Annotated in this window: 16 protein-coding genes and 1 other annotated feature; of the genes, 1 reads left to right on the plus strand and 15 read right to left on the minus strand. The window is 41.5% G+C overall.

Features of this window, described 5'->3' with window-relative positions; genetic code table 11:
• Positions 1-96 precede the first annotated feature (96 nt).
• Positions 97-274: a binding site (T-box leader), on the minus strand.
• A gap of 39 nt (positions 275-313) precedes the next feature.
• The 15 genes from recO to rpsU form a co-directional block, all read right to left on the minus strand.
• Complete coding sequence (gene recO / locus NSQ72_RS11400) at positions 314-1,084, minus strand: DNA repair protein RecO (protein ID WP_341084051.1); 771 nt, start codon at positions 1,082-1,084, stop codon at positions 314-316.
• 35 nt (positions 1,085-1,119) lie between these two features.
• The gene (locus tag NSQ72_RS11405) at positions 1,120-1,263 is read right to left on the minus strand and encodes a YqzL family protein (RefSeq protein WP_003217288.1); all 144 of its coding nucleotides are present in this window, start codon (positions 1,261-1,263) and stop codon (positions 1,120-1,122) included.
• 148 nt (positions 1,264-1,411) lie between these two features.
• The gene (era, locus tag NSQ72_RS11410; RefSeq protein ID WP_007501305.1) at positions 1,412-2,317 is read right to left on the minus strand and encodes a GTPase Era; all 906 of its coding nucleotides are present in this window, start codon (positions 2,315-2,317) and stop codon (positions 1,412-1,414) included.
• Complete coding sequence (locus NSQ72_RS11415) at positions 2,310-2,708, minus strand: cytidine deaminase (RefSeq protein ID WP_008356263.1); 399 nt, start codon at positions 2,706-2,708, stop codon at positions 2,310-2,312. The genes era and NSQ72_RS11415 overlap by 8 nt, the downstream gene beginning before the upstream one ends.
• 113 nt (positions 2,709-2,821) lie before the next feature.
• Positions 2,822-3,208: a diacylglycerol kinase family protein gene (locus NSQ72_RS11420; protein ID WP_024423020.1), complete on the minus strand. Its 387-nt coding sequence runs from the start codon at positions 3,206-3,208 to the stop codon at positions 2,822-2,824.
• On the minus strand, positions 3,186-3,665 hold the full coding sequence (ybeY, locus tag NSQ72_RS11425; RefSeq protein WP_024423021.1) for an rRNA maturation RNase YbeY: 480 nt from the start codon (positions 3,663-3,665) through the stop codon (positions 3,186-3,188). The genes NSQ72_RS11420 and ybeY overlap by 23 nt, the downstream gene beginning before the upstream one ends.
• Entirely contained in the window at positions 3,666-5,777 is a 2,112-nt protein-coding gene (locus NSQ72_RS11430) for an HD family phosphohydrolase (protein ID WP_445285753.1), read from the minus strand.
• 114 nt (positions 5,778-5,891) lie between these two features.
• The gene (locus NSQ72_RS11435; RefSeq protein ID WP_099663454.1) at positions 5,892-6,851 is read right to left on the minus strand and encodes a PhoH family protein; all 960 of its coding nucleotides are present in this window, start codon (positions 6,849-6,851) and stop codon (positions 5,892-5,894) included.
• Between the two features lie 3 nt (positions 6,852-6,854).
• Entirely contained in the window at positions 6,855-8,045 is a 1,191-nt protein-coding gene (yqfD, locus tag NSQ72_RS11440; RefSeq protein WP_058839064.1) for a sporulation protein YqfD, read from the minus strand.
• An 18-nt stretch (positions 8,046-8,063) separates the two neighbouring features.
• On the minus strand, positions 8,064-8,345 hold the full coding sequence (gene yqfC, locus NSQ72_RS11445; RefSeq protein ID WP_012010618.1) for a sporulation protein YqfC: 282 nt from the start codon (positions 8,343-8,345) through the stop codon (positions 8,064-8,066).
• Between the two features lie 203 nt (positions 8,346-8,548).
• Positions 8,549-9,046 carry a hypothetical protein gene (locus NSQ72_RS11450; protein ID WP_064497619.1) on the minus strand — a complete coding sequence of 166 codons (498 nt, stop codon included), beginning with the start codon at positions 9,044-9,046 and terminating at the stop codon, positions 8,549-8,551.
• A gap of 31 nt (positions 9,047-9,077) precedes the next feature.
• A complete protein-coding gene (floA, locus tag NSQ72_RS11455; RefSeq protein WP_024423026.1) occupies positions 9,078-10,070 on the minus strand; it encodes a flotillin-like protein FloA in 993 nt (330 codons plus the stop codon).
• A 27-nt stretch (positions 10,071-10,097) separates the two neighbouring features.
• A complete protein-coding gene (locus NSQ72_RS11460; protein ID WP_058839062.1) occupies positions 10,098-11,411 on the minus strand; it encodes an NfeD family protein in 1,314 nt (437 codons plus the stop codon).
• Between the two features lie 141 nt (positions 11,412-11,552).
• Positions 11,553-12,002 (minus strand): GatB/YqeY domain-containing protein, encoded by a 450-nt coding sequence (locus NSQ72_RS11465; RefSeq protein ID WP_024423028.1) that lies wholly within the window; start codon positions 12,000-12,002, stop codon positions 11,553-11,555.
• A gap of 14 nt (positions 12,003-12,016) precedes the next feature.
• Positions 12,017-12,190: a 30S ribosomal protein S21 gene (gene rpsU, locus NSQ72_RS11470; RefSeq protein ID WP_003152957.1), complete on the minus strand. Its 174-nt coding sequence runs from the start codon at positions 12,188-12,190 to the stop codon at positions 12,017-12,019.
• Between the two features lie 182 nt (positions 12,191-12,372).
• Between rpsU and NSQ72_RS11475 the strand changes: the two genes are divergently transcribed.
• Positions 12,373-13,302, plus strand: coding sequence for a Na/Pi symporter (locus tag NSQ72_RS11475; protein WP_341084056.1), 930 nt, complete (start codon positions 12,373-12,375; stop codon positions 13,300-13,302).
• Positions 13,303-13,305 lie beyond the last annotated feature (3 nt).

Below are 13,305 nucleotides of genomic sequence, written 5' to 3' on the forward strand. Positions count from 1 at the left end.
TTTTCTACACCAACCGCTATGTATGGCGGGTGGGATTAGAACCTTGTAAGAGAACACAAAAACTCCCGTCTCTATGCTCGCAAGGTTCTTTGCAAACATAGGGACGAGAGTTTTTCCCGCGGTTCCACCCTATTTGCTGGTGTCGTAGCATCCAGCCGCTTTGTTTTACGCTGCTCAAGAATGCCTTTCGTTACGCCTCCATCCTTAGCTCACACCGCCCTAAGGTCGCTTTTATGGATTTTACGTAAGTACTTCTTTCTGTCAATGCAACATATTTTATCTTAGATGATCTTACAAAAAGTCATGGGAGATGTCAACTTTTGTTTTCGTCACCCATTAGCTTTTTCATGGATTCCATCTGATTCATGAATTTTTTTGATTTTAAATAGAGGCCGGAATATTCGTCATAGTAGTGATCAAGCACTTGACGAATTTCTTGTTTCGTCTGAGGCTTCACATCAACCTGACCAAGCCTTGATAAATCAAAATAATGAAACAAACGGAGCAGCCTTGCAGCTGCGGGGGATAAGGGCAGTTTATATGGATCTTTCGAAAAACAATTTTGGCAAATGAAGCCGTTATCTCTTATCGAGAAATGGAACTGCCCTTCTTTTTGACCACAGTGAACACATTGATCAAGTTCAGGCTTCATCCCCATCACTGATAACATTTTAACCTCTACGATAAATAAAATAATATCAGCATCTGTGCCTTCATTGAGATGACGCAGAGATTGAAGCAGAAGCTCAAACAAATAAGGGTTTGGCTTTTTTTCTTCTGTGCCTTTATCAATCAATTCCGTCATATATGCGGCATATGCGGTCAGAAATAATTCTTCCCGAATGGCACGCATACTTTCAATCATTTCGCCTTGCTGGAGCGTTCCAAGTCCTGTTGATGATTGGATAAGAAAGGTGCCGTATAAAAACGGCTGGCTTATGGCTGACAGGCGGCTGTTTGATTTTTTTGCGCCTCTTGCCATCACGCCAATTTTTCCATGTTCTCTAGTGAGCAGCGTGACAATTTTGTTTGTTTCGCCATAATCTGTTGTTCTAAGGACGATTCCTTCACTTTTAATGAGCATTTGTCTACACTCCGAGCGCTGGAGGGGGTCAAGAATTATAAAATTGGAAAATCAAATCGTGCTATTTCTTCTTCAAGTACATCGGGTCTTTCCAGGTTCTCCTTTTCTAACTCTTTGAAAAGCAGATACGTGTCAACGCTTCCTGTTTGTGAAAATACGTTCCATGTAAAATTCAACATAAAAACCCCACCTTTCTTTATTAGAAGCAGCAACGCTACATCCAACATATTAATTTTATCTTGACCAGGCTACCTCCATTTCATGATAAACAATTTTTACTAATCGAACCGCACCATTGTCAGATTTGCTGACAAATGCAGCGATTTTTTAATATTCGTCTTCTCTAAATCCGAAGTCACGAAGGTGAGTGGATTTATTACGCCAGTCCTTCTGAACTTTGACCCAAAGCTCTAAATACACTTTTGAGCCTAGAAGTGCTTCAATATCTCTGCGCGCTTTTTGTCCCACTTCTTTTAACAAGCTGCCTCGTTTACCAATGACGATCCCTTTTTGCGAATCACGTTCTACAACAATGGTTGCCGCGACATGGATCTTGCCATTTTCATCTGGCTTAATCGATTCAATCGCAACCGCAATACTGTGCGGAATCTCTTCTCTCGTTAAATGCAACACTTTTTCACGAATTAATTCAGAAATAATAAACCGTTCTGGATGATCTGTTACTTGATCTGCCGGATAAAATTGAGGGCCCTCTGGAAGATAACCTTCAATCTGCTGAAGAAGCGTGTCGATATTGTTTCCTTCAAGAGCTGAAATTGGCACAATTTCCTTGAATGGATAACGTGTGCGGTATTCATCAATTAAAAGGAATAGTTCATCTGGATGAATTTGGTCAATTTTATTCACGACAAGGAACACCGGTGTAGATGTTTGCTTTAGTCGTTCAATGATGAATTCATCACCTTTGCCATAGCCTTCCTGTGCGTTGATCATAAATAAGATCAGGTCGACTTCCTTCAGTGTATTTTGAGCCACCCTCATCATAAAATCACCAAGCTTATGCTTAGGTTTATGAATCCCCGGTGTATCGATAAAGATCGTTTGTGATGTGTTCGTTGTCAGGACACCTTGCACTTTGTTTCGCGTCGTTTGGGGCTTATCGCTCATGATGGCGATCTTTTGTCCAATGACACGATTAAGAAAAGTTGATTTCCCTACATTTGGTCTTCCAATAATTGATACAAATCCTGATTTGAAGCTTTCGTTAGTCATTTAAATCCTCCGGTGAAAATGCGCCTGGCAATAGTTCGTTTACTGTTGTTTCGTATATATGTCCTTTTAAGTTCGTTAGAATCACTGGCATGTCAGGTGCACATAGCTCTGAAATGACCTGTCTGCATGCGCCGCACGGCGAAACAGGACGGTCTGTATCAGCCACCACTGCTAACATTTGAAAAGATGTAATGCCTTCTGAATAGGCTTTAAAAAGTGCTGTTCTTTCCGCACAATTACACATACCATATGCTGCATTTTCAATGTTGCAGCCGCCATACACTTTTCCATCATTCGACAGTAACGCTGCACCGACTTTGAATTTAGAATAGGGTACATATGCAAAATCTCTTGCTTTGATTGCTTCTGAAATCAACTCTTGTTTGTTCATTCCTAGTTCCCACTTTCAGAAGAAATGGTACCACTGTCACATTTATATTTTACATAATTCACGTGACATTTTCACGCCCATTTCTAAAAATGTTAATAAATAGTAATATTGTTCTATTGCATGATCTTCGGTAAGAAGATGATCAACCCAATCATAACCGAAATTGCGGCGTAAACGCAAACAGCGCCTGCCGCAGCGTCCTTCGCTCTCTCTGCAAGCGGGTGCCTTTCTTCTGTCATCAGATCCACTGTATGTTCAATGGCTGTATTGACAAGTTCAAGCGCAAACATCCCCCCGCATAGAAGAAGAACAATCAGCCATTCAAATGGGTCAATGCGGAACCAAAAGCCGCAGATCACCACGATGATGGCTGCGACTGTGTGAAATCGAAAATTCCGTTCATTCAAGAAAGTTCGCCATATTCCTCTAAATGCATAGTAAAAACTCCGAAAAAAACGGGCGAGCGGCCTTCTTTTCTTACGATGATCTCGAAAGGCCATAATCATCCAAAATCTTTGTCTGTTTGGCGAACATTTCTTTTTCATCTTCCTCTGTCATATGATCATACCCGAGCAAATGAAGGAAGCCATGAATCGTTAAGAATCCAAGCTCTCTCATAAAGGAATGTCCATATTCCTCCGCCTGCTCTTTCGTTCGATCTACACTAATGATAATGTCACCAAGTACAGGCGGGATATCATCCGCTCCAATGATTTCAATCTCCCCTTCTCCTTCTTCTTCAAGTGCAAAGGAGATCACATCCGTTGGTGCGTCTTTTCCGCGGTATTCTTTATTGATTTGATGAATCTCTTCATTCGAAACAATCGTCACTGATACTTCCGCTTGATCCTTAACCTCAAGTTCGTCTGCAGCAAACTGAAGAAGCTTTTCCACTTCTTCAAGCTGCTCTTTTGATACTTGTCCTGTTTCATCTATTAAATCGATTAACAATGTCATTTACTTCACCTTCTGCTTCGGGGCATCTGGATATTCAATCCGAGAATGGAAAATCCCCTTTAATGTTGTACAAATTGTTTGGCTGATAATATTTAATTCTTTAAATGTCAGGTCACATTCACTAAATTGCCCGTCCTGCATTTTATCCGAAATAATGCCTTTGACAAGCTTTTCAATCCGCTCTGGATTTGGATTATGCATGGAACGAACCGCCGCTTCAACGCTGTCAGCCACAGAAATAATCGCTGCTTCTTTTGATTGCGGCTTTGGACCAGGGTAACGAAATTCTTCTTCTGTCACCTGATCATCACGCTCTTTTGCCTTATAGTAAAAGAACTTTAAAAGAGACTTCCCGTGATGCTGTTCTGCAATGTCGACAAGCTCTTCAGGAAACTTCTTTTCTCTCAGCATATCAGCGCCATCTGTCGTATGGGCAATAATAATATTTTTACTCAGCTGAGGAGAAAGCTTGTCATGCGGATTATCAATGTTCATTTGGTTTTCGATAAAGTATTGCGGTCTTTTCGTTTTCCCAATGTCATGATAATAAGCGCCGACCCTTGCTAAAAGACCGTTTGCACCGACTGCTTCACATGCAGCATCCGCTAAATTCGCCACCATGACACTATGATGATATGTACCTGGTGTCTCGGTTAAAATCTTTTTGAGCAGCGGATGATTTGGGTTAGATAATTCGATCAGCTTCATTGTGGAAAGAATGCCAAACATGCTCTCAAAAACAGGCATTAACCCAATGACCAAGATAGATGATGCAAACCCTGACACAATCGCCATCATGAGGTTCACACCGATTTCAAGCCCTGATGGTGAAGAGTTTTGGATCAGTGTAATGGATAAAACCACAAGTACATTCACCAGCGCCACCAAAAGCCCAGCCTGCAATATTTTTGATCTTGCATTATGTTTTCTTAAAAATAAAATACCCGCCATCCCGCTCATCAGATAATAAGCGCAGATCACATAGTTAAAGACGCCGGTTACTCCTTGATTAAACATCATACTGCCGCAAAGAGCAAATACAAGACCGGAGAAGATTGCTAACCGCTCATTAATGAGCAGTTTGATCAGCATCGTGCCAAGTGCCACTGGCACAACATAGCCTATCGTTGTATATTTCGTTTCCTGAAAGAGACTGAACACTTCCATAATAATTAAAATAATCGTAAAAATAAGCGAGTAGAGCAATAATGACTTATTCTTATGGACAACCGACTTTTTTCTCGATTCAAGGGAATGAATAATCGCTGCTAAGAACAGGCCAATTAATATGAAAAGACCACTTACAGGCTTAAATAAATTTGAGCTGTTTAATAGACCCGTGAGTTCTAATTTGCGATAAACTTCCCGGTCGATGAGCTCTCCTTCTTCAACTAAGATTTGCCCTTGCTTAATTTGCACTGGCTGAATATTGTCAGCCGCTTCCTGTCTTTTCTTCTCTGTTGCCACTGGGTCAAATACATAGTTTGGGATGATCGCAAATTCACCGATTTCTTTCGCTGCATTTAAGTATTTTGATGGAATCGAATTGTTTTCAAGCTCTGTTTTGACTTGTTTTTTCTCATCTTGTAATTTCGCTGCTGTGATTTCTTTACTCATCAGTGAATTCACCACTGTGATGATGGAATCTTTAGTAAATGAGAGATTCTCATCACTTGCCTGAAGCAGTGCTTTGATGGATTGATCCGAAACAGCTTCCTGCATATCTGTTGTGAGCTTTTCTTTGACACGCTTGACCATTTCTTGATCTGATGGCGCTTTCTCTTTATCATCAGCTGCTTTCTTCTCTTCTTTAATGGCTTCAAAGAGGGATGAGATGAGGTCTACACGATTATCAGAATACGCTTTTTTGAGCGTATATTGATCTTCTACTTGATCTGTTGCTTCTTGTTTCTTTTCTTCTGTCGCTTCTTGATCATCAACAGTTGACGGAGAATAGATGGTCTGTTCGCTCACAGAAAATAAATCTAAGTCTAGCGATTCAGGCTTTACATGGAAGAAGAGCACCACGAATAAAATGGCTGCTAAAGCAGCGTACAGCAAAACATTTAAATAACGTGAGCGCTCCATTTTCTGAGGTTCTTTTTTAGACAGCAGTCTTTTGCGCTTACTGCCTTTTTGATTCTTTCTCAAGGAAAGTACCTCCTTTTTTACTTTAAACCACGATCGAAACAAAATGACCCGATGAAGACGATCGGGTCACTCAGTTCATTTTTGCTTTTCGTATGCGCCAATGATCTTCGCCACAAGCGGGTGTCTGACCACATCTGTCTGGTCTAATTCAATAAATGAGATGCCCTTGATATCTGCAAGCATGTCCTTTGCAGCCGCAAGACCTGACTGCATACCCTTTGGCAGATCAATCTGTGTAATATCTCCTGTAATGACCATTTTAGAACCAAAGCCAAGTCTCGTCAAAAACATTTTCATTTGGGCAGGTGTTGTATTCTGCGCTTCATCTAAAATAACAAATGCATCATCAAGCGTCCGGCCTCTCATATAGGCAAGGGGCGCTATTTCAATCACGCCGCGCTCGATTAAACGTTCCGTATGATCACTGCCAAGCACATCATGCAAGGCATCATATAGTGGTCTTAAATAAGGATCTACTTTTTCCTTTAGATCGCCTGGTAAAAAGCCAAGACTCTCTCCTGCTTCAACAGCTGGTCTTGTCAGGATAATCCGTTTCACATGTCCATTTTTCAGTGAATGTACCGCATTGACGACTGCCAAATACGTCTTCCCTGTACCAGCTGGTCCAATTCCAAAGACCAGGTCATCTTTTTTCATCGCCGCAGCATATTCCCGCTGGCCGATTGTTTTCACCCTGATCGATTTTCCTTTGGCATTTTTCGTAATTTCATCTTCATACATATTTTCAAAATAATTCAGCTTGTTTTTTTGCGCCATTTTAATGGCATAGACGACATCCCGTTCAGATATCTCAATTCCTTTACGGATGAGATGTAAAAGAGATGTGATCAAACGGCTTACTGTATCTCTTGATGCTTCCTCACCAGAAACATACACTTTTTCTCCACGCGTAATAATGGAGACGTTCAGCTCGTTTTCCATTAGTTTCAGATAAGCATCTTGATTGCCAAATAAAGCAATCGCTTCGTTTGGACTATCCAATTTTTGTTGAATCTCAAGTAAATGTTCTGTCATTCTCTAGTCTCCCTGAACAATAGGTGTTGGTTGAACAATATCTTCTATTACTTGGTAAAGGATGATTAACTTAACTTTACCATTCCCTGTTGTCTCGTGCAAAACTTTTTCACTTTTCACCTCTCCTGTTTGACCTAGCTTCTCTTCTAATTCTTTTTTACCCATTTTAATCCCTGCTTGAACCGCTTCTTTATTTGTGTATTCTCGATTTATTTTCTCACTTTCGCGTGTGATTTCCTTTTCATAAGAGAATGGGAGCTGCATGTTTAAGAAATGAAGCGGATGAACTTCTGTTTCTGTTTTTGGCTGCTTAAAATCATCCTTTTTAAAAGAAAAGCCCCAAAATGGCAGTGAGCCTCCAAATGCGGAGAGCTTGTGCTTTGTCTTCATTTTACCCGTAAAGACGTCAAAAGATGTTCGAAGAGGGACAGAAACTTCAGAACGATACCACGTTTCACCATAGATTTTCGCTTTGGCTCCTACCGTTTTCTGCTGATCTTCGCTGCCAATGAGTCCAGAGACAAGCATCTGTCCTTTCTTTACATGTTCATCAACCGCGGCGAGCGGCTCCCCTTTTTCTACATACATTCTCGTGATGACAGCCTTTTTCTTGGCGACGATATGCTGAGGACTCGTGTATTTTTCTTTTTCGGGTTCATTTTTTTCCACAACTTTCATTTGAAAGGTTGTGCCGTTTAGTTCAACGCCGACCCATGTGATGCTTTGAATATTGGTTGTCAGGGATTTTTGAATTTTTTCAGGTGTTCCCATTAGAAACTGAAAACGTCCTTTTTGCACCCCAATGTCGTCTAAATGCTTTCTCATTTGATGTTCAGTTTCTGGATTGGCTCCTTTAATATCAATTTTCCATACCATGTTTGAAAGAGCCAATATCGTCACTAGAAAGCATACAATCCCAAGGGTAAATCCGATATTCTTCCTTGACCAAAGAAGTAGAAACGGAAAGCCCTTCTTTTGATGAAATGAACATGTCACGTCATGATGTCTGCGTACTTTTCTGAAGGCATGTACATCTGATAGGCGAATAAATAAGCGCACGCTGTCTTGACGGCGGCTCACTTGAAACATTGTGATCCCCTGCCTCGTGCACTCATTGATGAGCCGCTCAATGCCATTTCCTTTGATCTCCACTTCCACTCTGCCAATAAAATAGCCGAACCATTTATTCTTCACGCTTCTCCCCTCCGTCAGTTAAGAATCAATATAACGGACCTCATCGATTTTCCCTTCCAATAAAATCTCTTCTGGCAAAATCGTTTTAATCACAAAATCTTTCCCTGAAATAATGCATTGTCCCTGTTTGAGCATCAGCCTTACCTCTTGATCACTGAAAAGCAGAAGCCCTTTATGGTTCTCTATGTAAATGTGGAGTCTGCCAACCATCGTAATACGGGGAAGATCCATCATCACGTCTGGAGGGATTTCAAGTGTTCTTGTCAGCCATGCTTTAAGTCGATTTTTTCTTTTTCCCATTCAATAAGAACCCCTTCCCACCTCATGTGTATGAGATCAAACTGAAAGATGGTGAGACTGATGAGAAAGCCTCTATATCATCCTATTCCTCAGGGATTCATATCATGCTAATGAATCCCGCAAAACAGCCGTTTCAGCATTTTCTTTATGAAAAATCGTTATCAGACAAAAAAAGCCCCCTTTTTTGAAGGGGACTTTCTTCTTTATCTTTTATATGGCCGTTTCATCGTTCTGTGCGGTTTTTTCGCCCGCGGCTCTCCAAATACTTCTCCAAGGATCATTCCTTGAACAATTGTATCTTGGTTCAGCTTCTCAATGATTTTTGGCCTCACTTCAGCAGATGCAGCCTTTGGCCTTGTCAGCTCTCTTTCAAGCGATTGAAACTCTTTGTTCAACTCGTTTTTTCTTTCTTCCATTTCGGCAAGTGTAGCCGTATAGCGATCTTGTAAGGACTGAGAAGTTTTTTTCTTCATCCCGCCATGATCATGTACATCACCGAAATCGTCCAGCTGATCCGTCACGACTGGATCTGGACTTGTTTGCTTTGTTTGTTTTTGGGCCACCGGCTTACGCTGAGGAGCGGGCTTCTTTTGCTGATTCTTCTCTTCGTTCTCCTCTTGTTTGCCGATTTTCCCAAAGACGGCAGAGATGATACCGATGATAATCGCAATTAGTAGCGGATTTTCAAATAGAATGTCCAATGGGCTCCCTCCTTAAAGCGTGAGAGGATGCTTATTTGTTTTCATTATCAGATGGACCTTTTGTCATTTTACCAAATGAATCTCTCATATCCGTATCAGCATCGATATTTTTAATGTTCATGTAGTCCATGACACCAATATTGCCTTCACGTAATGCTTCAGCCATTGCAAGTGGTACTTCAGCCTCTGCTTCTACTACTTTCGCGCGCATTTCTTCAACTTTCGCACGCATCTCTTGCTCTTGTGCAACAGCCATTGCGCGGCGTTCTTCTGCTTTCGCCTGTGCAATGTTTTTGTCTGCTTCTGCTTGGTCTGTTTGCAGAATCGCCCCGATGTTTTTACCGATATCCACATCTGCGATATCAATCGAGAGAATTTCAAATGCAGTACCTGAATCTAATCCTTTACCAAGAACCGTTTGAGAAATCATATCAGGATTCTCAAGAACCTTTTTATGATTATCTGATGAACCGATTGTGGAGACAATCCCTTCACCTACACGGGCAATAATTGTTTCTTCCCCTGCACCACCGACAAGACGGTCGATGTTTGCACGAACTGTAATACGTGCTTTTGCTTTGACTTCAATCCCGTCCATCGCAACACCAGAGATAAATGGTGTTTCAATGACTTTAGGGTTTACACTCATTTGAACTGCTTCTAGTACATCACGTCCTGCTAGGTCGATGGCTGCACAGCGAGCAAAGTTCAATTCGATATTCGCGCGTTGAGCTGCAATTAATGCGTTCACAACTCTGTCCACGTTACCACCTGCAAGATAGTGGCTCTCCAGCTGGTTAATCGTCACATCAAGACCCGCTTTATGTGCTTTGATGAGCGGGTTGACCACTCGGTTTGGAATGACTCGGCGCAGTCTCATTCCTACAAGTGTAAAAATGCTCACTTTTACGCCAGCCGCTAGGGCAGAAATCCACAGCATCACCGGTACAAAGGTGAAAAAGATCGAAAGAACAATCAAACCTGCTGCGATAATCACAAATAATAGTAAAGTAGATGGATCCATTTTATTCCTCCTCTAAAATCAGTATATCTATACTTTCCTCACGACAATGCGTGAGCCTTCCGCTTTCACAATTTTTACTTGTTCATCCTTATCGATAAATGCACCTTCTGACACAACATCAATGCGCTCATCTCCGAATACGATCGTACCAGATGGACGAAGTGCGGTTGCTGTCACTGCGATTTGTCCAACAAGATCTTCTCTTGTTTCATTTGAGACATAACCGCTTTCCTTATTGGTTGAATCGGTTAAAATGAACTTTTTAAAAAATTTCATACGTTTCCCCAACACCTTTGTCAATAAAATAACTGCTATGATTGAAACAGCAGTGGCAATCAAGATGGAAATCGCCATTTCTGTAAAGCTTCCAGCTGCTAAAAATAAGCTGACAACGACACAGATCAGTCCAATGACACCTACGATTCCCCCTGGCAAAAACAATTCCAGAATGATGAGGGCAATCCCTGCTAAAAACAGGAACAACGTCTCATATCCTGCAAAACCTGCCACGAGATGACCATAAAAGAATAGAAGAAGCGCTGTCACTCCCATGGTGCCTGGTACCCCAAAGCCAGGAGAATAGAGCTCAACAATTAACCCTAAACTTGCAATGGATAAAAGGATCGGAATGACAATTGGGTGCGTAAGAAAACGCGCAACCTTTTCAGCAAAGCTCACTTCATCGTATTGAACAGAAGCGTCTGTTAATTTCAGCTTCTGAAGCAAGTCATCCATATTTTTTGCTTCACCTTCTGCATACCCGAATTGAAGCGCCCGGTCTGTGTTAAAGGTGAGCAATTCCCCTTTTGGTGCACCGGCTTCTTTTGCGTCTATATCTACATCCGCCATGGCAAGAGCATACTTTGGATCACGCCCCTGCTTTTCGGCAGCATCACTCATTTCAGCAAGCCATAGAGATTCAGATTTTTGATCGGCGGCATTGCCTTCTCCATCAATGATCGCAGCAGCCCCCATCTTTCCATTCGGGGTCATATAAATCTGATCGGCATTCAGCGCGATGAAGGCCCCGGCTGAAAGCGCTCTATGATTGACAAACGCTGTCACTGGGATATCGGAAGCGCGAATGGTATCTGCGATCTCAAGCGCTGCATCGACTGCACCACCCGGTGTATTGATGTCGAGAATAATATGCTTCGCCCGTTCCGCCTTTGCCTGCTCAAACGATCGTTCAATGAATTTAGAAAGTCCTTTTTCTACTGTATCTTCAATTGGGATAACATGAACTTTCTGATCTGCTGATTTCGCGGTCAATTGAACCCCTAATAACAAGCATATTATAAAACAACTGAAGAGAGCAATAGAAATTTTTATTTTTTTCATCTATTTGGTGATCCCTCCTCTCTTTCTTCCATTTTACTGTTCCTTTACATACGTTACAAATGTATCATAGGTTTCATTTTTATATGACAGAATCATGAAGGCATAAAAAAAGTACCCTTCTAACAATAGAAGGATACTTTTTTATTGAGACAGCTGCTCGCTGACAAGTCTGTTAATGACAGCTCCATCAGCTTTACCTTTTACTTTTGGCATAATAGCGCTCATGACTTTACCCATATCAGCCTTCGAGGAAGCACCTGTTTCAGTAATCGTTTCTTTCACGATCGTTTGCAGTTCTTCTTCAGAAAGCTGTTCAGGTAAATAAACGTCTAAGATGTCAATCTCTTTTTGAACTTTATCTACTAAATCTAAGCGATTAGCTTTCGAAAATTCATGGAGGGAGTCTTTACGTTGCTTAATCTCGCGGGAAAGGACGGTTAGTTCCTCATCGCCGGTCAAACTGTCTTTCTTAAGCTTAATTGCTTCATTTTGCAGCGAAGCCTTTACCATACGAATGACAACAAGCTTGTCTTTCTCACGGTTTTTCATCATAAGCTTCATATCAGAATTTAATTGCTCAAGAAGACTCATAAAATCCACCCTCTTTAGAATTTACGTTTTCTAGCAGCTTCAGACTTTTTCTTGCGCTTTACGCTAGGCTTTTCATAAAATTCACGCTTTCTTGCTTCTTGCAATGTTCCAGTTTTGGATACACTGCGTTTAAAGCGACGAAGAGCATCTTCAAGCGATTCGTTTTTTCTAACGACCGTTTTTGACATTCTCTTTCCCTCCCTCCGAATACACCAATCGACTGCATTAAAAAAAGATATACATGCAAAACATGTACCTAGACATTATAATATAAGCCTTGTGTGAGGTCAACTAAGTGATTTGGAAATATATTTTCGTCATGAGCAGGTAGACAAGTCCATATATTCATTGATAAGAGGAGGACTTTTCTATGATGGCGATCATTTATTTTTGTGCACTTATTTTCATTTTTTTATGGTCAATGGGCTTGCTGAGAAAAGGATTAATGGCGCTTGCGTCGTCTCGTATTGAGAAATCACTTCTTCTCTTTACAGATCACCCGGTCAAAGCATTCTTGGTCAGCATTGTGTTTACAGGGGTTCTACAAAGCAGTTCGGCATTTATGGTCATCGTCATCGGCTTTGTCAGTACAGGCATTCTCTCTTTTAAAAAATCGATCCCAATGATCCTTGGAACCAATATCGGCTCCACGTTTACGACAGAATTTATCGCTATCAAAATGGATGTCTTCATGTGGGTTTTGATCATAGCCGGTCTTGTATGCATCCTTTTTGGCAGGACATCTTTTAGACATGCAGGAAAAAGTTTATTTGGGCTCGGGATGATCTTTTTTTGCATTCAAGGCTTCTCAAAAATTGCAGGGATGATGACAAGCCAGCCTGAGACATTGCGTTTTCTTGAAATGATGCAGCATTCAGACTGGACAGCGCTGCTTTCGGGTACCATTTTCACAGCGATTGTTCATTCGAGCTCCGTCTGTATCGGTATTTTAATGGGATTTATGAATGAGGGAACTGTGGCACTTCAGGAAGGCATCAGCTTTGTGTTAGGTTCCAATATTGGGACATGTATTACGGCTGTGATGGCTGCGATATCTGGCGGCTACGCAGCACGTCAAACGGCTTATGCACACGTCGTGTTTAATGTGCTCGGTGTTCTTTTATGCCTTCCGTTTCTCGCCCTGATCACAGAGGTTGTCGCCCTTCTCGCAAGCTCACCCGCCCAGCAGATTGCGCATTTCAGTCTGCTGTTTAATGTGGCAAGCTCTCTCCTCTTCTTCCCGTTCATAAGCCCTTTTCACGCATTGATCTTGTGTCTCATGCCGAATCAGTCAAAATAAAAG

This window comes from Bacillus sp. FSL R5-0659, assembly GCF_038008785.1.
In the GTDB taxonomy this organism is placed as follows: Bacteria; Bacillota; Bacilli; order Bacillales; family Bacillaceae; genus Bacillus; species Bacillus safensis.